The sequence below is a fragment of the Crossiella sp. CA198 genome, assembly GCF_052078295.1.
GTDB lineage: Bacteria > Actinomycetota > Actinomycetes > Mycobacteriales > Pseudonocardiaceae > Crossiella.
In genome coordinates this window covers 38,230-57,977 of the sequence record NZ_JBQJIM010000006.1, presented here as the reverse complement: position 1 = coordinate 57,977, position 19,748 = coordinate 38,230, and the positions used below count along the sequence as shown (strand labels likewise).

At 69.9% G+C, this 19,748-nt stretch carries 21 protein-coding genes; 11 read left to right on the top strand and 10 right to left on the bottom strand.

All coding sequences use genetic code 11. The features are described 5' to 3' along the window. Positions 1 to 24: 24 nt before the first annotated feature. Both ACTOWY_RS11425 and ACTOWY_RS11420 read right to left on the bottom strand, forming a co-directional pair. On the bottom strand, positions 25 to 1,026 hold the full coding sequence (locus tag ACTOWY_RS11425) for a zinc-binding dehydrogenase (protein ID WP_441309577.1): 1,002 nt from the start codon (positions 1,024 to 1,026) through the stop codon (positions 25 to 27). 17 nt (positions 1,027 to 1,043) lie between these two features. Then, complete coding sequence (locus ACTOWY_RS11420; RefSeq protein WP_441309854.1) at positions 1,044 to 1,184, bottom strand: zinc-binding dehydrogenase; 141 nt, start codon at positions 1,182 to 1,184, stop codon at positions 1,044 to 1,046. A gap of 101 nt (positions 1,185 to 1,285) precedes the next feature. Here ACTOWY_RS11420 and ACTOWY_RS11415 point away from each other — a divergent pair, with 101 nt between their 5' ends. Then, the gene (locus ACTOWY_RS11415) at positions 1,286 to 1,942 is read left to right on the top strand and encodes a TetR/AcrR family transcriptional regulator (protein WP_441309576.1); all 657 of its coding nucleotides are present in this window, start codon (positions 1,286 to 1,288) and stop codon (positions 1,940 to 1,942) included. 3 nt (positions 1,943 to 1,945) lie between these two features. Here the strand turns inward: ACTOWY_RS11415 and ACTOWY_RS11410 are convergent, their stop codons facing one another. Then, complete coding sequence (locus ACTOWY_RS11410) at positions 1,946 to 2,782, bottom strand: metal-dependent hydrolase (protein WP_441309575.1); 837 nt, start codon at positions 2,780 to 2,782, stop codon at positions 1,946 to 1,948. A gap of 161 nt (positions 2,783 to 2,943) precedes the next feature. On the opposite strand from ACTOWY_RS11410, the gene ACTOWY_RS11405 reads away from it, so the two are divergent. Together ACTOWY_RS11405 and ACTOWY_RS11400 are read left to right on the top strand one after the other, a co-directional pair. Then, positions 2,944 to 4,164, top strand: a complete 1,221-nt coding sequence (locus ACTOWY_RS11405) for an NADP-dependent isocitrate dehydrogenase (protein ID WP_185001597.1) — start codon at positions 2,944 to 2,946, stop codon at positions 4,162 to 4,164. A 203-nt stretch (positions 4,165 to 4,367) separates the two neighbouring features. After that, entirely contained in the window at positions 4,368 to 4,688 is a 321-nt protein-coding gene (locus ACTOWY_RS11400; RefSeq protein WP_441309574.1) for an SH3 domain-containing protein, read from the top strand. A gap of 4 nt (positions 4,689 to 4,692) precedes the next feature. Here the strand turns inward: ACTOWY_RS11400 and ACTOWY_RS11395 are convergent, their stop codons facing one another. Continuing rightward, positions 4,693 to 5,331 carry a hypothetical protein gene (locus ACTOWY_RS11395; RefSeq protein WP_441309573.1) on the bottom strand — a complete coding sequence of 213 codons (639 nt, stop codon included), beginning with the start codon at positions 5,329 to 5,331 and terminating at the stop codon, positions 4,693 to 4,695. Positions 5,332 to 5,498: 167 nt separating this feature from the next. Here ACTOWY_RS11395 and ACTOWY_RS11390 point away from each other — a divergent pair, with 167 nt between their 5' ends. Both ACTOWY_RS11390 and ACTOWY_RS11385 read left to right on the top strand, forming a co-directional pair. Further along, a complete protein-coding gene (locus ACTOWY_RS11390) occupies positions 5,499 to 6,077 on the top strand; it encodes a TetR family transcriptional regulator C-terminal domain-containing protein (protein ID WP_441309572.1) in 579 nt (192 codons plus the stop codon). 43 nt (positions 6,078 to 6,120) lie between these two features. After that, positions 6,121 to 7,206, top strand: a complete 1,086-nt coding sequence (locus tag ACTOWY_RS11385) for an IS630 family transposase (RefSeq protein ID WP_441309571.1) — start codon at positions 6,121 to 6,123, stop codon at positions 7,204 to 7,206. Here the strand turns inward: ACTOWY_RS11385 and ACTOWY_RS11380 are convergent. Next, positions 7,203 to 8,234 carry an alcohol dehydrogenase catalytic domain-containing protein gene (locus tag ACTOWY_RS11380; RefSeq protein WP_441309570.1) on the bottom strand — a complete coding sequence of 344 codons (1,032 nt, stop codon included), beginning with the start codon at positions 8,232 to 8,234 and terminating at the stop codon, positions 7,203 to 7,205. The two genes, ACTOWY_RS11385 and ACTOWY_RS11380, sit on opposite strands and share 4 nt — an antisense overlap. 117 nt (positions 8,235 to 8,351) lie before the next feature. Next, a complete protein-coding gene (locus ACTOWY_RS11375; RefSeq protein WP_441309569.1) occupies positions 8,352 to 8,801 on the bottom strand; it encodes a YdeI/OmpD-associated family protein in 450 nt (149 codons plus the stop codon). A 35-nt stretch (positions 8,802 to 8,836) separates the two neighbouring features. On the opposite strand from ACTOWY_RS11375, the gene ACTOWY_RS11370 reads away from it, so the two are divergent. Then, positions 8,837 to 9,970, top strand: a complete 1,134-nt coding sequence (locus ACTOWY_RS11370) for a monodechloroaminopyrrolnitrin synthase PrnB family protein (protein WP_441309568.1) — start codon at positions 8,837 to 8,839, stop codon at positions 9,968 to 9,970. On the opposite strand, the gene ACTOWY_RS11365 is transcribed toward ACTOWY_RS11370, so the two are convergent. Then, on the bottom strand, positions 9,967 to 10,812 hold the full coding sequence (locus tag ACTOWY_RS11365; RefSeq protein ID WP_441309567.1) for a DUF72 domain-containing protein: 846 nt from the start codon (positions 10,810 to 10,812) through the stop codon (positions 9,967 to 9,969). The two genes, ACTOWY_RS11370 and ACTOWY_RS11365, sit on opposite strands and share 4 nt — an antisense overlap. A gap of 171 nt (positions 10,813 to 10,983) precedes the next feature. Between ACTOWY_RS11365 and ACTOWY_RS11360 the strand changes: the two genes are divergently transcribed. Beyond that, positions 10,984 to 11,859 (top strand): SGNH/GDSL hydrolase family protein, encoded by an 876-nt coding sequence (locus ACTOWY_RS11360; RefSeq protein WP_441309566.1) that lies wholly within the window; start codon positions 10,984 to 10,986, stop codon positions 11,857 to 11,859. Here the strand turns inward: ACTOWY_RS11360 and ACTOWY_RS11355 are convergent. Further along, positions 11,856 to 13,967, bottom strand: coding sequence for an ATP-binding protein (locus tag ACTOWY_RS11355; RefSeq protein WP_441309565.1), 2,112 nt, complete (start codon positions 13,965 to 13,967; stop codon positions 11,856 to 11,858). The two genes, ACTOWY_RS11360 and ACTOWY_RS11355, sit on opposite strands and share 4 nt — an antisense overlap. A 164-nt stretch (positions 13,968 to 14,131) precedes the next feature. Here ACTOWY_RS11355 and ACTOWY_RS11350 point away from each other — a divergent pair, with 164 nt between their 5' ends. From ACTOWY_RS11350 to ACTOWY_RS11340, 3 genes are all read left to right on the top strand, one after another. After that, positions 14,132 to 14,563, top strand: coding sequence for a Fur family transcriptional regulator (locus ACTOWY_RS11350; RefSeq protein ID WP_247763247.1), 432 nt, complete (start codon positions 14,132 to 14,134; stop codon positions 14,561 to 14,563). Positions 14,564 to 14,591: 28 nt separating this feature from the next. Further along, positions 14,592 to 16,829: a catalase/peroxidase HPI gene (gene katG, locus ACTOWY_RS11345; RefSeq protein WP_441309564.1), complete on the top strand. Its 2,238-nt coding sequence runs from the start codon at positions 14,592 to 14,594 to the stop codon at positions 16,827 to 16,829. A gap of 137 nt (positions 16,830 to 16,966) precedes the next feature. After that, complete coding sequence (locus tag ACTOWY_RS11340; RefSeq protein WP_441309563.1) at positions 16,967 to 17,881, top strand: S1 family peptidase; 915 nt, start codon at positions 16,967 to 16,969, stop codon at positions 17,879 to 17,881. A 343-nt stretch (positions 17,882 to 18,224) separates the two neighbouring features. On the opposite strand, the gene ACTOWY_RS11335 is transcribed toward ACTOWY_RS11340, so the two are convergent. Together ACTOWY_RS11335 and ACTOWY_RS11330 are read right to left on the bottom strand one after the other, a co-directional pair. After that, positions 18,225 to 18,839, bottom strand: a complete 615-nt coding sequence (locus ACTOWY_RS11335; RefSeq protein WP_441309562.1) for a hypothetical protein — start codon at positions 18,837 to 18,839, stop codon at positions 18,225 to 18,227. Beyond that, on the bottom strand, positions 18,787 to 19,191 hold the full coding sequence (locus tag ACTOWY_RS11330) for a S8 family serine peptidase (protein WP_441309561.1): 405 nt from the start codon (positions 19,189 to 19,191) through the stop codon (positions 18,787 to 18,789). The genes ACTOWY_RS11335 and ACTOWY_RS11330 overlap by 53 nt, the downstream gene beginning before the upstream one ends. A 174-nt stretch (positions 19,192 to 19,365) precedes the next feature. On the opposite strand from ACTOWY_RS11330, the gene ACTOWY_RS11325 reads away from it, so the two are divergent. Next, positions 19,366 to 19,581, top strand: a complete 216-nt coding sequence (locus ACTOWY_RS11325) for a hypothetical protein (protein WP_441309560.1) — start codon at positions 19,366 to 19,368, stop codon at positions 19,579 to 19,581. Positions 19,582 to 19,748 lie beyond the last annotated feature (167 nt).

Genomic DNA, 19,748 nt, shown 5'->3' with positions numbered 1-19,748 from the left:
ACGCTACGGCGCGGGGCAAGTCAATTAGGGGATGAGCACGATCTTCCCGACCCCGCGGGAGCCGGTCATCTTCGTCAGTGCGGCGGCCGCCTCCACCAGTGGCATCCGCTCGGCGATCGGCACCTCCAACTGTCCACTCCGGACCAGCTCGAACACCTCGGCCAGCGCCGCGTTCGCGCCGGCGCCCGGCCGGATGCCGTAGAAATCGGCCCGCCGCCCGTTGCTCGCGCCGAGCAGTCCGCGCACCTTGTAGCCGAGAATCCGGCCGACCAGCGGCAGGTACGGCAGGAACCGGTTGCCTGGCTTGTCATAGGTGCTGGCCGAGCCGTAGCCGATGACGATCCCCTTGCGCGCCAACAGGTTCCAGCTCTGCGCGTAGCTCTGCGCGCCCAGGTGGTCGAACACCGCGTCCACCCCGTCGGGCGCCAGCTCACGCACCCGCGCCGGCACGTCGCCGCGGTAGTCGATCGGTTCGGCGCCCAGTTCGCGCACGGCCTCGTGCTTGGCCGCCGAGGCGGTGCCCAGCACCCGCGCGCCCGCGTTCAGCGCGAGCTGCACCAGCAGCGTGCCCACCCCGCCACTGGCCCCGTGCACCAGCACGGTCTGCCCGGACCCGAGCTTGGCCCTGGCGGCCATCTGGAACGCGGTGATCCCGTTGAGCACCGCGGCCACCGCGGTCGGGCTGTCCACGCCCTCGGGCACCGGCACCAGCTTGGTGGCCTCGACCTCGGCGAAACTCCGCCAGCCGCCGGTGACGGTCAGCGCGGCCACCCTGGTGCCGGTCAGGTGCTGGGAGACGCCGTCGCCGATCGAGCGCACCTTGCCGACCAGGTCGTAGCCGGGGGTGAACGGGAACTTGGGTTGGGCGGGGTAGGTGCCGTGCAGCATGTGCACGTCCGCGAAGGCCACCCCGCTGGCCTCCACCTCGATCAGCGCGGTGCCTGCCGCCGGGTGGTGTGCGGTGCGTTCCCGCACCTCAACCGGTCCGCCCTTGGCCGCAACCACGATCTCGCGTACCCGAGTCACCAGGGCACTCCTCCCAGTCAGGGGGTGAGCACGATCTTGCCGGTGACGCCGCCCGCGGTGAGTGTGGTCAGCGCCTCACCGGCCCGGTCCATCGGCAGCCTTTCGGCCACCCTTGGGTCCAGCTTTCCACCTCGCGCCAAACCGAAAACTTCAGCCAGTGCGGCGCGGCAGTCCTAACAGGTCTCTTACTGGAGTAAGAACTTCTTACATGAGTTTGACTCTGTTACATTCATCCTGTCAAGCGGGCAGGAGGACACGGGTGAGCGACCGGCGCGAGCGGTTCCGCGAGCAGACCATCGCCGAGGTGAAGGAGCACGCGCTGGCCCAGGTGGCCGAGGCAGGCGCGACCGGGGTGTCGGTGAACGCCATCGCCAAACGCATGGGGGTGACCGGCCCGGCGCTCTACCGCTACTTCGCCAGCCGGGACGCCCTGCTCACCGCGCTGATCTCGGACGCCTACCACGACCTGGCCGACGCGGTGACCGAGGCGACCACCGGCGCCGCCGGGCAACGGGCCCGCGCCTACGCCGCCGCCTTCCGCGGCTGGGCCCTCGCCCAGCCGCACCGGTACCTGCTGCTCTTCGGCACCCCCGTGCCCGGCTACCAGGCTCCCGAGGACACCATCGCGGCCGCCAACCGGGCGATGACCGTGCTGCTCACCGTCTTCGACGACACCGGCCGTAAGCCCGGCCCGGAACTACCCGGTCAGCTCCGGGACGAGCTGGCCACCTGGGGCGCCCGCGCCGGGCACGGCGACCGCAGCCCGGCCGAACTGCACTGGGCGCTTACCGCGTGGAGCCGCCTGCACGGCCTGGTCAGCCTGGAGGTGACCGAACAGTTCGGTCCGATGGGCATCTCGGCGGGCGCGCTGTACGAGCGCGAGGTGGACGAACTGGTGGCCGAGCTGCCGGGGTAGGACCTAGCCCGCGGCCACCGGCGGCACCGAGGACCAGCCGCCGGGCAGCAGGTCCCACTCCAGCCAGGGCACCGCCCCGGCCCGCTGCAGCGCGGCCGCGGACAGCCACACCGCGGCGAAGGTCAGCACCGGCAGGATCAGGCTCAGTTCGACCTTGCCGCCGGTCTTCATCCGCAGCAGCTTCGGCGGGGCCACCGGGAACCACAGCTTGCCCATGATCGGCACCGGCCACAGCATCGGGCAGCCCTGCTCGGTGATCGCGTCCCCGATGTAGTGCGCCACGCAGCCGGTGATCACCGCGATGCCCAGCGCCGGGGCCTGCTCCGGCCCGGTCTGCGCCCAGGACCAGCACAGGATGGTCAGCAGCGCGGAGGAACCGCTGATCGCCCAGGCGTCCCGCTTCGGGCACCACTTGTGCATCAGTCCGCGCACGGCCAGGCCGCAGAAGAAGAACAGCAGGATCGGCAGCGCCCACCGGTTGGTCGCCTGCACCACCGCGGTGGTGCCGATCCCGGCCAGCAGCGCGAAGACCACGGTGTGGGTCAGTCCGCGGTGGCCACCGTCCCGGTTGGAGTCCTTCTTGGTCCGGGTTCCCCGATACACCGCGTGACTGACCGTGTTGATCGCCTTGGACGCGGCTTTGCTGATCGGGCCGAAGGTGCGGGACACCGTGGAGCCGGGGTGGTCAAGATCGGGCAGCAGTGCCGCGCCGGAGGCCATGATGGCCCCCACCACCACGGTCTGCGGGGTGAAGTGCCCCAGGTCGTAGGCGCCGAAGCCGACCACCACCGCCCCCCAGGCGGCTGTGCCACTGATCGCGTGCGTCGGCCCTGTCGACATGGTTCCCCCCGCAGATTCACCCGGTTCAGCGAGGGAAACCTATCGGTCGGCACCGACAGCGAGTGTGACGGTGTTCCCTTTTCCCGAGGGCCAAAAGCAACTACCCGCCGCTACCAGTACGCTTGTCTTGCTTGCATTGTCGCGAGAGGAGAGCCCGCCGCATGGGCAAGATCAAGGTTCACGGGACCGTCGTCGAGCTCGACGGCGACGAGATGACCCGCATTATCTGGCAGTTCATCAAGGACAAGCTCATCCACCCGTATCTCGATGTCAACCTCGAGTACTACGACCTCGGCATCGAGTACCGGGACGCCACCGACGACCAGGTGACGATCGACTCGGCCAACGCCATCAAGAAGCACGGCGTCGGCGTGAAGTGCGCGACCATCACCCCCGACGAGGCGCGCGTCGAGGAGTTCGGCCTGAAGAAGATGTGGCGGAGCCCGAACGGGACCATCCGCAACATCCTCGGCGGCGTGGTCTTCCGCGAGCCGATCATCATCTCCAACATCCCGCGCCTGGTGCCCACCTGGACCAAGCCGATCATCATCGGCAGGCACGCGCACGGTGACCAGTACAAGGCCAGCGACTTCAAGGTCCCCGGTCCTGGCACCGTCACCATCACCTACACCCCGGCCGACGGCTCCGCGCCGGTGGAGATCGAGGTGGCGCAGTTCCCCGAGGGCGGCGGCGTCGCCATGGGGATGTACAACTTCCGCAAGTCCATCGAGGACTTCGCCCGCGCCTCGCTGTCCTACGGGCTGCTGCGCAACTACCCGGTCTACATGTCGACCAAGAACACGATCCTCAAGGCCTACGACGGCATGTTCAAGGACGTGTTCGAGGAGATCTTCCAGGCCGAGTTCAAGGCCGAGTTCGACGCCAAGGGCCTGACCTACGAGCACCGCCTCATCGACGACATGGTCGCCGCGGCCATGAAGTGGGAGGGCGGCTACGTCTGGGCGTGCAAGAACTACGACGGTGACGTGCAGTCCGACACCGTGGCGCAGGGCTTCGGCTCGCTGGGCCTGATGACCTCCGTGCTGATGACCCCGGACGGCAAGACCGTCGAGGCCGAGGCCGCGCACGGCACCGTCACCCGGCACTTCCGCCAGCACCAGGCCGGCAAGCCGACCTCCACCAACCCGATCGCCTCGATCTACGCGTGGACCGGTGGCCTGAAGCACCGCGGCAAGCTGGACGGCACCCCCGAGGTCACCGGCTTCGCCGAGGCCCTGGAGCAGGTCATCATCAACACCGTCGAGAGCGGCAAGATGACCAAGGACCTGGCGCTGCTGATCAGCAAGGACCAGGAGTGGCTGACCACCGAGGACTTCCTCGGCACCCTGGATGAGAACCTGCAGAAGAAGATGGCCGGCTGAGTCCGGTCACCACAGGTTCCGAGGGCCGTCTTCCCGCGCCGGAAGACGGCCCTCGGGCTTTTTCCGCTCACCGTTCGTTGCCGCCGCAAGCACGTTCGGGTGGCCGGTCCGGCCACCCGAGTGCACTTGCCCGCCGCCCTCTTCGCAGCTCAGAGCCAGCCCGCTATACCGGGTACAGGCCCGTGAGCGCCGAGGAGGCTGCCGTGTTCATGATCCGTCCGGTGCTGTTGGCAGGTGCCGCCGCCGCTGGTCTGTTCGTGCTGTCCTTCGGCAGCAACGCCCAGGGCGACAAGCCGGGGGAGGCCCCGGCCGACGGCAAGCCCCGCTGCGAGTTCCATGTGCAGGCCGATCTGCTCAACGTCCGCTCCGGCCCCGGCACCGCGCACAAGGTGGTGGCCAGGCTGCGCAAGGACGCCCAGACCGGCGGTCACGGCGAGACCAAGGACGGCTTCCGCAAGCTCGCCGACGAGCGCTGGGTGGCCGCGGAGTTCCTGAAACCGGACTCCCGCAACACCTGCCAGTAGCGCCTCAGCGCACCCCGGTCACCACGCCACCGGCCCCCAGTTCGACCCGGGGCCGCTCCCCGTCCATGTCCAGCCCCCGCACCCCGAGTCCGGACACCCCCGAGGGCAACGGCGCGCGCCGTGGCGCCGCCGCCGCCCGCGCGCCCTCGGGCAACGCGTCGATGGCCACCGGATCTCCCGCCACACTGGCGTTCTCCGCCACGACCACCACCTGATTGCCCTCGATCCGGGCCCCCAGCACGAGGTCCACCCGGACCCCGTCCACCTCCCCGCTGAGCCGCCCGTCCGGCGCCGGCCGCAACCCGGTCACCGCGGGCAGCGAGACGAACCAGGACACGTCCTCGGCCCGGTGCCGCCCGGGGTCCACCTGCCGGGCCAGCACCCGGACCGGGTTCCCCATCCCGTCCACCCCGCTCGCCTCGACCAGCTCGAACCAGCTCCCCGCCGAGTCCACCCCCGGCAGCCCCTCCACCCGGACCCCGGACACGTCGCCGCCCACCAGTGGCCGCACCTCCGCCGCCGCGGCGGCCTCCGAGGCCGAGTTCCCGGCCAGCAACAACGGCGCGATCAGATAGCCCACCACCGCCAGCCCCGCGGCAAAGGCCGCCACCCGCCCTGCATTGACCCGCCGCCCGGTCCCCATGTCCGCTGCTCCTCCCCAGTGAAGTTGCCCCCACCCTGCCGGGCCACCGGGAGCCCGCACCTCGGCTGAAAAGCCGGAGATCGAGCCGGCGGATCGGTCATTCGGCCAGCCCTGTCACCGCTCCGACCAGCCTTGACACCCTCAAGACGACTGGTCATATTTAACTCATGCCACGTCCCAGCGTCCGCGAGGTCATCGTCGAGACGGCCCTCGCCGAGTTCCACCGCAGCGGCTATTCCGCCTGCTCGGTGGACGCCATCACCCGCGCCGCCGGCGTGCCCAAGGGCTCCTTCTACAACCACTTCCGCAGCAAGGAGGAGCTGGGCGTCGAGGTGATCGGGCGGTACGCGGCCAACCCGGAGTGGAGCCGGGACGCCGACCCCGCGGCCGCGCCGCTGCAACGGTTGCGCGCGCGGTTCGGGATCATGCGGGATGTCATGGTGGGCAACGAGTTCACCCGCGGCTGCCTGATCGGCAACATGGGCTCCGAGCAGGCCGATCACAGCGCGGCGATCCGGGCCGAGGTGGACACCGACCTGAGCGCCTGGTCCGGGGCGATCGCCGAACTGGTGCGGGAGGCGCAGGCCGGCGGCACCGCGCCCGCAGGGCTGGACCCGGACCGGGTGGCCCGGTTCGTGCTCAACGCCTGGCAGGGTACGGTGCTGCGGACCAAGGTGGTGCGGTCCGGACAGGCCTTCGACGACTTCTTCGCGACCGTGTTCGACGACCTGCTCGCCGCGGACTAGTGTCCTGAGTCGTTAGTTCGTGTGCAGTGGCTTAGGGTTCAGTATGCCCAGCCCTAAGCTGCCCGCACTGGCGCTCTCCGATGACGAGCTACACACACTGAACGGCTGGGCGCGGCGACGGAAGACAGCCCAGGCAGTGGCGCTGCGATCACGGATCGTGTTGCGCTGCGCTGAAGGCGGCTCGAACAGCGAGATCGCCACCGAGCTGGGCATCCAGCGCAACACAGTGGCCAAGTGGCGTTCACGGTTCATCGCCGACCGTCTGGACGGCCTGCTCGACGAAGCACGCCCCGGCCGTCCCCGCACGATCTCCGATGAGCAGGTCGAGGCGGTGATCGTGAAAACACTGGAGTCCACACCGGCCAACGCCACGCACTGGTCCACACGTTCGATGGCCGCCGAGTCCGGCCTGACCCAGACCGCGGTCTCCCGGATCTGGAACGCCTTCGCACTCCAACCGCACCGACGTGAGGCATGGAAGCTGTCCAAGGACCCGTTGTTCGTGGACAAGATCAAGGACGTGGTCGGCCTCTACCTCGCACCACCGGAACGGGCGGTGGTGCTGTGCGTGGACGAGAAGTCCCAGATCCAAGCACTCAACCGCACCGCACCCATCTTGCCCCTATTGCCGGGAACGCCACAGCGGGCCAGTCACGACTACATCCGGCACGGCACCTCAAGCCTCTACGCCGCCCTGGACATCACCACCGGCAAGATCATCGGACGGCTCCACGCACGGCACCGCGCGATCGAGTTCAAGAAGTTCCTGATCGCCATCGACAAGGAGGTCCCCGCCGAGCTGGCGGTGCATCTGGTGCTGGACAACGTCTCCAGCCACAAGACACCGGTCATCAAGCGCTGGCTGGCCGCCCACCCGCGCTTCACCGTGCACTTCACCCCGACCTCAAGCTCCTGGCTCAACCTCGTCGAACGCTGGTTCTCTGAACTGACCACCAAAAAGCTCCAACGCGGAAGCCACACCAGCGTCCGCGCGCTCAACGCCGACATCCGCGCCTGGATCAAGACCTGGAACGACAATCCCCGGCCCTACGTCTGGACCAAGACCGCCGACCAGATCCTGGAATCCATCGCCCGCTACTGCACGCGAATTAACAACTCAGGACACTAGGCCGTCAGGTCGAGCACCACGCGGAAGCGGGCATTGCCGGAGAGCATGTGCTCGTAGGCCTTGGGCGCCTCGCTCATCGGCAGCACCTCGTTCATTGCCCGGATCCCGCCGCGCACGCTGAAGGCCAGGTTGTCCTCGTTCTCGATCGAGGAGCCGGTCAGGCAGCCGGTGATCGACCGGGTGCCGAAGATCAGGTCGGTGGTGTTCACCGTGATCGGGTCCCCGGCCGCGCCGAGCACCAGCAGCACGCCCCGCGGCGCCAGCCCGGCGACCAGCGGTGACATCGAGGCCCCGCTGGCGGCGGTGGCCACGATCGCCGCCGCGCCGCCGAGCCGCTGCAGGGCCTCGCCAGGGTCCTCGGTCCGGCTGTCGATGTAGTGCTCCGCGCCCAGCTCGGCCGCCAGCGCCGCCTTGTCCGTGCCCCTGGCGATCGCCGCCACCCGGTAGCCGAGCGCGCGGGCGTACTGCAGTCCCAGGTGCCCGAGCCCGCCGATGCCCTGCACCGCCACCAGCGCGCCGGGCCGCGCGTCCAGCCCCGCCAGCGCGCTGTAGGTGGTCAGCCCCGCGCACAGCAGCGGCGCGGCCTCCACCGCCGACAACTCCGCCGGGATCCGGACCAGCCCGGACGCCCGCGCGTAGACCACCTCGGCGTACCCGCCGTCCACGCTGGTGCCGGTGCGCGGCTGGTCCGCGCAGTTCACGAAGTCGCCCCGGCGGCAGGACTGGCAGGCGCCGCAGTGCCCGCCGAGGAAGCCCACGCCCACCCGCTCACCGGCCTGCCAGCCGCGCACTCCGGCGCCGACCGCCTCGATCACCCCGACGATCTCGTGCCCCGGCACGATCGGCTGGCTCGGGTCTTCGCGCAGCCCCTCGGCCGCCATCGCGTCGGTGTGGCAGACGCCGCAGGTCAGCGCGCGCAGCCGCACCTCGCCGGGGGCCGGCTCCCGGATCTGCCGTTCGACCAGCGTGAACTGCCGGGAACCCCGCGCCTCGACAGCGCGGTAGGTGGACTTGGATGCAGTGGTCATGAGGTCAATATGACCGGTCGTCTTAAACTCTGTCAAGCGACACCTTGGCTGGTCGGCGGTCCGTCCTCAGCCTCGCCGGCGCGCTGGACGAGCGGTTCCGCCGCTACCCGTGACAGCTCAGCGCGGCTTGCCCTCCTTGAGCGTCTCGACCGACTTCGCGATCCGCCGGGCCCTGGTCTCCGCGGTCTTCGCGCCGTCGATGTTGAGCGTGTGCCAGCGCTGGTTGCTGTAGGACAGGCCCCGGAAGAACTCCGCCGCGGCGGGTTCGGCGGCCAGCGCGGCGGCCAGGTCCGCGGGCATCTCCACCGTGCGCGGCGCGGTGTCCAGGGCCACCGTCACCTCGATCCGGTCACCCGCCGCCACCCCGGCCGCGGTGCGGTTCTCCGCGCTCAGCGGCAGCCAGTACTCCCCGCCCATCACCGCGACCGTGCTGCGGTAGCGGTGCCCGCCGATGGTGACCAGCACGGCGGGCCGCTTGCCCGCGTCGAGCACCTCCACCACCTCCACCGGCACCCGCAGCCCGGTCGCGGTCTTGCCGCCCAGCTCAACGGTGGTCAGAAACTTCATCGCGGTGCCCTTTCCACTGTGGTACCAACGCGATCGTGACCACTGCCGCGGATCGTCTCGACCACTGGATCCGCACGCGGTTCGCCGACCTCAACACCGAACTGGAGCAGCGCTACTTCGCCGCCCACACCGAGATCCTGCTCGGTGACCCCGACATCGACCGGCTCAAACACACGATCGTGACCCAGGGCGCCACGCTGATCGCCGAACTGGACCCGGTCACCAGCTACGACCTGCTCGGTCTGGTCGGCTTCTACCTGGGCGCCTGCCGCAGGCACGAGGTCGGCAGTGCGGCCGAGCTGACCCCCGCGCACGCCGTGGCCAACCGGATCGGCCTGGCCCTTGGCGTCGCGCCACGCTACGTCTTCGCGCACCAGTCGCTGTACAACCTGGCAGGCCGCGCGGGCTACCGCACCTTCACCACCCTGCCCGACGAGCGGATCTTCATCGAGTACAACGGCCTGGCCGTGCTGGCCTATCAGCGCGCGGCCACCGCGCTGCGCCGCATCCCCACCCTGGGCGTGGGCAACCCGCTGGCGGGCTACCTGCTCGAGGACGCCCGCGCCGCGCTGCTGGATGTGTTGCGGTTCAACCAGAGCCTGGCCAAGGAACTGGACGTGGACCGGTTCTTCCTCAACATCCGCCCGTACTTCAAGTCCTACCGGGTCAACGGCATCGAGTACCGCGGCGCCAACGCGGGCGACTTCGCCGCGGTCAACGAGATCGACCTGCTGCTGGGCCTGTGCCGCCAGGAAGACCCGTTCTACCAGCACCTGCTCAGCGAGAAGGCCCCGTACCTGCCGCCGGAGGACCAGCCGCTGCTGCGCGCTGCGCTGCGGACCGAGCCCCTGCTGACCGCCTTCCTCCGCGAGTCCGCCGAGCCCATGCCGCCCCAGCTCCGCGCCAACGCGGAACTCTTCCTGGCGGTCTGCCGGGCGCACGCCGCCGCCTACACCTTCCACCACCACCAACTGGTCAAGCCGTACCTGGAGGTCCCGGCCCAGCAGACCCCGCCCAGCCGCCAGGAAGACCTCACCGCCAGCGGCCCACCGCTGGCCGTGGTGATCGAGTCCCTGGCCCGGCTGGCCGACCTGCGGGCCGCCAGGGACCGCCCCGGCCTGACCACCGCGCGCACCCGCCTGGACCAGCTCCGCGACCGCTGCGCCTAGCCCGACCCAGCCAGCAACGCGCGCAACCGCAACGCGTTCACCTGCGCGTTGCCCTCGCAGCAGTTGTTGAACACCACCTGGCAGGTCTCCGCCAGCCCGGCCAGTTCCCCGGCCCGCTCCGCCACCCGCGCCAGTTCGGCGTCGTCGTAGCGGTACCGGTACCGCTCCTGCTTGTTCCCGCGCTCCCAGTCCGGACTCCGCCCATGCAACCGCAGCACCGCTGCGGCCGCGGTCGCCGCCGTGACCGGCGGCACCGAACCGGCAAGCCCGGCCGGCATGTCCACGCACACCAGCGCGATCCCTTGCCCGGCAAGGAAATCCAGGGTCCGCTGACACTCCGGCCCGCTCAGCCAGGCCGGATCCCGGAACTCGGCGCACAGCCGCAGCGGCGCCGCCCGCCGTGCGCACTCGGCCAGGTACGCCCGCGCCCGCTCCCCTGGCCGGAACCCGGACGAGAACTGGAACAGCAACAACCCCAGTTTCCCTGCCGCCACCAGCGGTTCCAGCTCCCCGAGGAACCGCTGCCACACCTGCTCGACCAGCTCCGCCCCGAGGTCATCGGCCCGGACCACGCGCACTCCCGGCGGCCGCAACTCCGGCGGCAGCATCGCCACGGGCGTGCGATGCCGGGTCAGCAGACTGAACGCCTTGACGTTGAAGACAAAGTCCGCAGGCGAGCGTTCCGCCCAGCCCCGGACGACCGAGGCCCTCGGCAGTCCGTAGTAGGTGGAGTTGACCTCCACGAAGTCGAACTGCCCGGCATACCAACGCAATCGCTGCTCGGGTCGGTAGATCCCCGGCGGGTACCAGCCCGCCGCGTCCGACCACCCCGCGGTACCCACTCGAATACGTCCCACCCGGCACGGCTGCCCGCCCCGGCAGGCTCCAAACGGCCCCACCCACCGAGGCTCCGGCCAGTGCGGCCACCTATTTAATTCGCCGCCCCTTGACTGTGATCAGCGTCACCGGACACGCTCGCCCCATCTTGCTACTCGTGAGTAGGGAAGGTCCCCATGGCTTCAGGTGTTCGTGCTCCCGGTCGCTTCCTGCTCGCGGCAGGCCTGGCCGCGACGATGGCCCTGCCCGCCGCGTCCGCCATCGCCGCCGCCCCGGCCGGCGTCGGGCGCTACGTGGCGCTGGGCGACTCCTTCGCCTCCGTCGGCACCCTGACCAACATCCACCTCGACCCGGTGGGCTGCGCCCGCTCCAAGGACAACTACCCAGCCCAGCTGGCCGCCCGGATCAAGCCGAAAACCTTCGTCGACCGCACCTGCGGCGCCGCCACCACCCCCGACATGACCGCCCCCCAACAGGTCCCCCTTGGCGTCAACCCACCCCAGTTCGACGCCCTGACCGCGGACACCGACCTGGTCACCCTGACCATCGGCGGCAACGACATCGGCTTCGCCGAGATCGTCCTGACCTGCGCCACCCTCAGCGTCACCGACCCCGGCGGCGCCCCCTGCAAGAAGCACTTCACCAAGGACGGCGACCAGCTCCAGCGCCGCATCGCCGACCTGGGCCCCAAACTCACCAAGGTCCTCACCGGCATCAAGGCCAAGTCCCCCAAGGCCCGCATCGCGGTCGTCGGCTACCTCCGCATCCTCCCGCCCAGCAAGGGCTGCTGGCCGCTCGTCCCGATCGCCGCCGGCGACGTGGCCTACTTCGAGACGGTCCAGGCCAACCTGAACACCAGCATCGGCGGCTGGGCCAAGGCCGCCGGCGCCACCTTCGTCAACCCGGGCCTGGTGACCGGGCACGACGTGTGCCAGCTGCCGGGCACGAAGTGGGTCGAGGGTCTGATCCCGACCTCGCTGTCAGTGCCGGTGCACCCGAACGCGCTGGGCCAGGACTACGTCGGCGGCCTGACCGCCGACGCACTGCGCTAGGACTGACCGATCAGCACCCGCATCCGCTCGGCTTCCAACCCACGCCGCTGCTGCACGAACAGCTCCAGTGCCTGCTCCCGCGTGGCTTGTGCCGCATCCGGATCCCTGCTGGCCAGGGCGTCACCGAGGTGGACCAGCACGTCTGCCTCGGTGGCGGCATCGGTCCGTTGCCGGCACAGTTCCAGGGCTTGCTGGTAGAGGTCGATCGCCTGGTCCAGGTCGCCGGTGCGGGCGGCGATGTAGCCGAGGCTGAGCAGGCAACGGGGGATGCCGCGCTGGTTGTTGTCCTGCTGGCAGCGGGCCAGCGCTGCCGCACAGTGCTCCTGCGCGGTGGCCAGATCGCCGAGCAGCGCGGTGTACCAGCCGATCTCGTTGAGCGCATGCGCGCCGCTGACGGCGTGCGCGAGCTGGTCGTAGAGCCGCAACGCCTCGCGGGAGTGGCGCAGCGCCTGCTGGTAGTCCGCGCGCAGCGCGTAGGTGGACGCCACCGCGCGGTGGGTGTGCGCCTGCCCGAGCTGGTCATCGTCGGCCGCAGCCACCTCCAGGCCACGTTCCAGGTGCTGCAACGCCTCATCGTGCTTGCCGAGCTGCCCGCAAGCCCGGCCCAGATGCCGGTAGGCCTGGGTGCGGTAGAGGGCTTTGCTCAGCTGCGCGGCAGCTGCGGTCCCGGCCCGCCACATGGTGTGGTTGTCGTGCAGGTGACCCTGGCCCAGGTTGAACGAGGTCATGGTCCAGGCCAGCTGCCACACCGCCGCATCGCGGCCCTGCTGCACTGCCAGGTGCTGTGCTGCCATCAGATTGGCGTGCTCGCCAGCGAACCACGCCTCGGCTTCAGCCTCGCTGGCCGGGGGCACAGGCACGCAGCCGTCAAGCAGGCCGGGCAGCTCAATCTCGATGTGGTGCTTAATGAGCTGCCGGTCCGCGCCGTGCGCCATGTGCACGTAGAAGTCAAACAGCCGCTGGGTGGCCAGCTCCTGCTCCCGCTGGGACAGCTCACTCCTGGCCACCTTGCTGGCGTAGAGGCGCAACAGGTCGTGCATCCGGTAGCGCTCGTGCTCGCACTGGAGCAGGGACACTGCCACCAGTTCGTCGAGGATTCGCTCCACCCGTGACTCCGGCAGCCCGGCCAGGCTTGCCGCTGCCGCAACACTGATGTCCTGTCCGGGCGCCAGTCCCAGCAACCCGAACACCTTCTGCTGGTCCTCCGACAGGCCCCGGTACGAGCTGGACAGCACCGCCTGCACCGAGTCCAGCTCGGTGCCACCCAGTCCGGCCAGTCGCTCGGACTCCTCGCGCAGCAGCCTGGCCTGCTTCGTCAGCGAAAATCCGCTCTGGCGCACCTGGGCGGCCACGATGCTCAACGCCAGTGGCAACCCGGCGCAGCAGCCCAGCAGCGCAGCGGTCGCCTCCGGCTCCGCGTCCAGCCGCTGCTCGCCCAGTCGCCTGGCCAGCAGTTCCCTGGCCGCCTCGTCGTTGAGGACCTCGACGTCCACCGGGTGAAAGGGCGTGCTGACCTGCAACCCGGCCAGCCGGTTGCGACTGGTGATGAGCACGGTGCAGGTGCCGCCGCCGGGCACCAGGTCCTTGACCTGCGCGCCGTCCAGGGCGTTGTCGAGCACGATGAGCACTTTCCGGTTGGCCAGCAGGGTCCGGTACAGCGCGACCTGGGCGTGCTCCTCCGCGGGGATCTTGTCCGGGGGCACGTCGAGTGCGGTCAGGAACCCGTGCACGGCCTCCCGTGGTGCCATCGGCGAGCCGGTCGGGTGGAACCCGTTCAGGTCGACGAACAACTGACCGTCCGGAAAACGTTCGATGTTCTGGTACGCCCAGTGCAGCGCCAGCCAGGTCTTGCCCACCCCGCCGGTGCCGTTCAGCGCCGAGATCACCACGGTGGCGCCTTCGGTCGCCCCGTCATCCAGGGCCTTGTTCAGGACCGCCAGCTCGTCCGCCCGGCCGGTGAACGTGCCGGGTGAGTGCGGAAGCTGCCGCGGTGTCGGCCATATCCAGTCGGCGGAGATCGCGACCCCGCCGTAGATCGTCCCGGCCTGCACCAGATTCCCGCTCACCGGTCCGCCAACGGTGTTATGAACCTCGGGAGTGGCCGACATGGCGCACAGTTTGCCCGACTGGCAACAACAAGTGCCCTCTATCGGGCGAACGTCCTACGAGTGTCCTAACTCTCCTGGATGACAGCCCGCCACCCGCGGCGACGAGCCACGGCAGCTCCATCGTCAACTTGATTCATTCCAGAAAATGGGCCAGACTGCCGCCTGTGCCCACCACCTCGGACTTCGAGCGCATGTTGCGTGGGGCCGCCCTGCGGGTGACCCGGCCGCGGCTGGCGGTGCTCGCCGCGGTGCACACGAACCCGCACGCGGACACCGATTCCATCCTCGGTGTGGTGCGCACGGATCTCGGCGCCGTGTCGCACCAGGCGGTCTACGACGTGCTGCGGGCGCTGACCGGGGCGGGTCTGCTGCGGCGGATCGAGCCGCCGGGTTCGGTGGCCCGCTACGAGGCCAGGGTCGGGGACAACCACCACCACGTTGTGTGCCGGTCCTGTGGCGCCATCGCCGATGTCGACTGCGCCGTCGGCGCCGCGCCCTGCCTGACCGCCTCCAACGACCACGGGTTCGTCATCGACGAGGCCGAGGTCATCTACTGGGGCCTGTGCCCCGGCTGCTCCACCACAACCAGTTCCTGAGCACACCTTTGATCTTGGAAGGATTCCCGTGGCTGACAGCCCTGACGCCGTTGTTGGAGAGATGAATGAGGAAGCCGCGGGCGGCTGCCCGGTCTCGGTGGGGCGCCTGAGCCACCCGACCGAGGGCGGCAGCAACCGTGACTGGTGGCCGAACCAGCTCAACCTGGCCATCCTGCGCAAGCACTCCGAGGTCGCCAACCCGATGGACGGGGACTTCGACTACGCCGCGGAGTTCCAGACCCTCGACCTGGACGCGCTGGCCCGCGATGTCGACGAGGTGCTGACCACCTCCAAGGACTGGTGGCCCGCTGACTTCGGCCACTACGGGCCGTTCATGATCCGGATGGCCTGGCACAGCGCGGGCACCTACCGCACCCACGACGGCCGTGGCGGCGCCGGTGCGGGCATGCAGCGCTTCGCGCCGCTGAACAGCTGGCCGGACAACGGAAACCTGGACAAGGCGCGCCGCCTGCTCTGGCCGGTGAAGAAGAAGTACGGCCGCAAGATCTCCTGGGCGGACCTGATGATCTTCACGGGCAACCGCGCCCTGGAGACCATGGGCTTCAAGACCTTCGGCTTCGCCGGCGGTCGCGCGGACGTCTGGGAGCCGGACCAGGACGTGTACTGGGGCCCGGAGCGCACCTGGCTCGGCGGCGACGAGCGCTACACCGGTGACCGCGACCTGGAGAACCCGCTGGCCGCGGTCCAGATGGGCCTGATCTACGTCAACCCCGAGGGCCCCAACGGAAACCCGGACCCGCTGGCCTCGGCCCGCGACATCCGGGACACCTTCGGCCGGATGGCGATGAACGACGAGGAGACCGTCGCGCTGATCGCCGGCGGCCACACCTTCGGCAAGGCGCACGGCGCGGCCGACCCGGACAAGTACGTCGGGGCCGAGCCCGAGGGCGCGCCGCTGGAGGAGCAGGGCCTGGGCTGGCGCAACAGCTTCGGCTCCGGCAAGGGCCGGGACGCCATCACCAGCGGTCTCGAGGTCACCTGGACGGCCACGCCGACCAAGTGGGGCAACGGTTTCTTCCAGAACCTCTTCGGCTACGAGTGGGAGCTGACCAAGAGCCCGGCCGGCGCCCACCAGTGGCAGCCCAAGGACGGCGGCGGCGCGAACACCGTGCCCGACCCCGAGGACGGCTCGCTCACCCGCCCGCCGACCATGCTGACCACCGACCTGGCGTTGCGCTTCGACCCGATCTACGAGCCGATCTCGCGCCGGTTCCTGGAGAACCCGGACCAGTTCGCGGACGCCTTCGCCCGCGCCTGGTTCAAGCTGACCCACCGCGACATGGGCCCGCTGCAGCGTTACCTCGGCCCGCTGGTGCCGCAGGAGAAGCTGCTGTGGCAGGACGTCATCCCCGAGGTGACGCACGAGCTGATCGACGCCGAGGACGTGGCCGCGCTCAAGGCCAAGGTCCTCGACTCCGGCCTGTCGGTCGCCCAGCTTGTCTCCACCGCGTGGGCCTCGGCTTCCACCTTCCGCGGCAGTGACAAGCGTGGCGGGGCCAACGGCGCCCGCATCCGCCTGGAGCCGCAGCGGGCCTGGGAGGTCAACGGTCCGGACACGCTGGCCACCGTGCTGCGCACGCTGGAAGGCATCCAGGAGAGCTTCAACAGCGCCCAGACCGGCGGCAAGCAGGTCTCCCTCGCCGACCTGATCGTCCTCGGCGGCGCCGCCGCGGTCGAGCAGGCCGCCAGGAACGCCGGCCACGACGTCCAGGTGCCGTTCACTCCCGGCCGCGCCGACGCCACCCAGGACCAGACCGACGTCGAGTCCTTCGCCGCGCTGGAGCCGACCGCGGACGGCTTCCGCAACTACCGCGGCAAGGGCCACCGCCTGCCTGCCGAGTACCTGCTCATCGACCGGGCGAACCTGCTCACCCTGAGCGCCCCCGAGCTGACCGTCCTGGTGGGCGGCCTGCGCGTGCTGGGCGCGAACCACCAGCAGTCCACGCTGGGTGTGCTCACCACCGCGGTGGAGTCGCTGACCAACGACTTCTTCGTGAACCTGCTCGACATGGACACCGAGTGGAAGCCGGCCAACGCCGACGCGGAGACCTTCGAGGGCCGCGACCGCGTCACCGGCGAGGTCAAGTGGACCGGCAGCCGCGTCGACCTGGTGTTCGGCTCGAACTCCGAGCTGCGCGCCGTCGCCGAGGTCTACGCCAGCGATGACGCCCAGGAGAAGTTCGTCAAGGACTTCATCGCAGCCTGGGACAAGGTCATGCAGCTGGACCGCTTCGACCTGGTCTGATCGGACCGTCCAGGCCGGCCGCCACCCGGCCGGCCTGGACGCCGGGGCACCGCGCCGCCAATTGAGGTGAACTGCGCGACCCGCTCGACCCGTACTTCTGCACAAGTCGGAACCAAACCGGTGCAGGAGGTCGTCGAATGCGCGCTCGACACAAGAGGATCAACCGCCCCAAGATCGTGGTGACCGCGGCAACCATCACCCTGGCCGCAGCGGTGGTCATCGCCCTGCCCCAGGCCAACGCCGCCAACACAGAGGCCGTAGACCCCGCCGCCGCACCCACGGAAACCTTGCGCAGCAAGGCATCCATCCCCGGCACCGCCTGGGCGGAAGACCCCCAGACCGGCCAGGTCGTGGTGACTGCGGACAGCACCGTCAAGGGCGACAAGTGGAACACCCTGATGTCCACCGTCGGCTCCATCGGCACAAACAAGGTCCGCGTCCAACGAGCCCCCGGCAAGTTCACCCTCTTCGCCGAAGGCGGCGATGCCATCTTCAGCGGCAACTCCCGCTGCTCCCTGGGCTTCAACGTCACCACCAACGCCGGCGCCCCCGCCATCCTCACCGCGGGCCACTGCGTGACCGCGGCCCGCCGCTGGTCCCTGACCCAGGGCGGCACCCCCATCGCCACCGCTCGCCAGTCCAGATTCCCCGGCAACGGCGACTTCGCCCTGCTGACCTACGACAACCCCGCCACCCGGCCCCCCAGCGCAGTGGACACCGGCGGCGGCCGCATCGTGCAAATCCGCCGGGCAGCCGCGGCCACCGTGAACCAGCGCGTCTTCCGCATGGGCAGCACCACCGGCCTGCGCAACGGCCGGGTGACCGCGCTGGGCGCGACCGTGAACTATCCGGAGGGGACGGTCACCGGACTCATCCAGACGACGGTGTGCGCGGAGCCTGGGGACAGTGGTGGGTCGCTGTTCACGCAGGACGGGAGCGCTATTGGGCTGACTTCAGGGGGTAGCGGGGACTGCCGGTCCGGCGGGGTGACGTTCTTCCAGCCGGTGACCACGGCGTTGACGGCGGTCGGAGCCAAGATCAGCGGCACCTGACCCGGTGTGCCACAACGCTGGATTCTTCAATGCCCGAGAGGCTGTCGTGTCCGAGTGACCACATGAACACCTGTAGTGCGCAGGCAAGCTACATTTTTGTGTCCGAGGACCGAGTTGAACCACATCCCCAACCTGGTGCACGCCACTGAACTGCGGCTTCTCTGAAGCTTCACTATCGCTGCTTGGTGTGGGACGTTGGAGGGCGGCCGCGTCGAGATCGATTAGCTGGTTGTGACCAGCCCGTGCGCCAACCTGATTCCGGGTCACGAGGGACAGGGTGCTCCGCCTGTCGCGGGCGGCCCAGGCGGGCAGCCGGTGCGGGCCCAGACCGCCCGCAGTGGGCTCAAGTTCCAGCGCGCTGAAGACCAGGTCCGTGGTGATGGGGCGGTGATCCAGGTGCCCATCGCTGTTCCGCCAATGCTGTCAGGGTCGGTGCGGCCGCCGGTGCGGTGAGGAAGGCGGTGACCGTGTCCACCAGGTCGCCGATCTCCACCACGAGCGGTAGTACCGGTGGGTTCAAGGTCCGGGCCCGTTCCCGATCCGACGTCGCGCGCACGATCAACCGCATGGCCTGCCGAATTCGGTGCACCCGCAGTGAAGTGGGCAGCGGAGCCAGGAATTCATTGAGCGTCTGCTGTAACTCGGCGGCGTCGGCCTCCATCTCCGCGGAGAGGTTGAGGAAGACCTCCCAGCGCCTGTGGTGCAACAGCATGGCCAGGAAACCGAGGTAGTGGCTGTGCCTCAACTCAGCCTGGGTGAACACCGCGGTGATGTGGCAGTCCAGCCATCCGCGCAGGTCGGCAGGCTGCTTGTGGGCGATCAGCTCGATGCGCCCCCGGTGCAGCTGTGCCGAGGTCCAGTCCGGGCGCTGCTGCAGCAGCGCCGGGGTGCCCAGCCGGGTGCCGCTAGCCCGCGCGGCCACGATATCGCTGCCGGGCGCGGAGATCTCCGGCTTCACTGCGCCGTCCCTGGCTGGAGAAGCCAGAACGGCCACCCGCCATGGTCATGCTGCCCATGGTCAGCGCCAGGTCAGCCGCTCCTGGCGCGCCCACGGTGCCCGGCCTGCCGTCATTGCCCGCGGTGATCACGAACAGCGCGCCGTGCTCCCGGCTCAGCCGGTTCACCGCCTGAGACATCGGGTCGGTGCCATCGGTGGGCATCCCGCCCAGGCTCATGTTGACGATCTTGGCCACGGCCTCCCGCACGGCCCAGAGCATGCCGGCGATGATCTCGTCGAGCTGCCCGTTGCCGGTGTCGTCGAGCACCTTGCCCACCACCAGATCGGCCTCCGGCGCGCCAACCTGTGGCACGCTCTCGGCCAGGGCGGCCTGCGCCTTGCCGTTAAGCCAGATCCGCCGCGGCCCACCGGCCCAACCGCCCGGCGCCTGCCACTGGTCAGCGCGCGCCAGAACTCCCCGGTCCCACGCTCGTCCGCCTCCACCGCGGCCAGATCCAGCCCAGGCAGGGTCCGCCGCACCCTGGCGTTGCGCAGCCCCGCGACCCCGGCCTCGGGAGCCTCCACCAGCAGCGGCAGCGCCGGGCTGCGCGCGTCGTCAAGACCCTGCCGGATCAGCCCGGTGACGTTGAACAGCTCCCAGTCCGGCACCCCGGCCGCGACCAGCCCACTGGCCTGCGAGGGGATCGGGTACTCATCGGTCTGCCCGTTCCGGGTGACCGGAAACCGCTGGTACGCCAGGTGATCGCCGAGCGCAGCCAGGCTCCAGCCGCCGCCTGCCGCGGGGGGGGGGGGGGGGCACCCGGTCCCCGGCGATCAGGGTGACCTCGTGCGTGACCACCGCCGCGGCCTTGGGCGTGGTGACCGCCGCGGCCACCGGGGCAGCACCCGCCACCACGCCCAGGGCCGCTA

Bases quoted from the DNA above. Each gene is read 5' to 3' on its own strand.
- ACTOWY_RS11410 (WP_441309575.1), bottom strand. From the start codon at position 2,782: ATGTCGACAGGGCCGACGCACGCGATCAGTGGCACAGCCGCCTGGGGG.
- ACTOWY_RS11405 (WP_185001597.1), top strand. From the start codon at position 2,944: ATGGGCAAGATCAAGGTTCACGGGACCGTCGTCGAGCTCGACGGCGAC.
- ACTOWY_RS11395 (WP_441309573.1), bottom strand. From the start codon at position 5,331: ATGGGGACCGGGCGGCGGGTCAATGCAGGGCGGGTGGCGGCCTTTGCC.
- ACTOWY_RS11390 (WP_441309572.1), top strand. From the start codon at position 5,499: ATGCCACGTCCCAGCGTCCGCGAGGTCATCGTCGAGACGGCCCTCGCC.
- ACTOWY_RS11385 (WP_441309571.1), top strand. From the start codon at position 6,121: ATGCCCAGCCCTAAGCTGCCCGCACTGGCGCTCTCCGATGACGAGCTA.
- ACTOWY_RS11380 (WP_441309570.1), bottom strand. From the start codon at position 8,234: ATGACCACTGCATCCAAGTCCACCTACCGCGCTGTCGAGGCGCGGGGT.
- ACTOWY_RS11375 (WP_441309569.1), bottom strand. From the start codon at position 8,801: ATGAAGTTTCTGACCACCGTTGAGCTGGGCGGCAAGACCGCGACCGGG.
- ACTOWY_RS11360 (WP_441309566.1), top strand. From the start codon at position 10,984: ATGGCTTCAGGTGTTCGTGCTCCCGGTCGCTTCCTGCTCGCGGCAGGC.
- ACTOWY_RS11355 (WP_441309565.1), bottom strand. From the start codon at position 13,967: ATGTCGGCCACTCCCGAGGTTCATAACACCGTTGGCGGACCGGTGAGC.
- ACTOWY_RS11340 (WP_441309563.1), top strand. From the start codon at position 16,967: ATGCGCGCTCGACACAAGAGGATCAACCGCCCCAAGATCGTGGTGACC.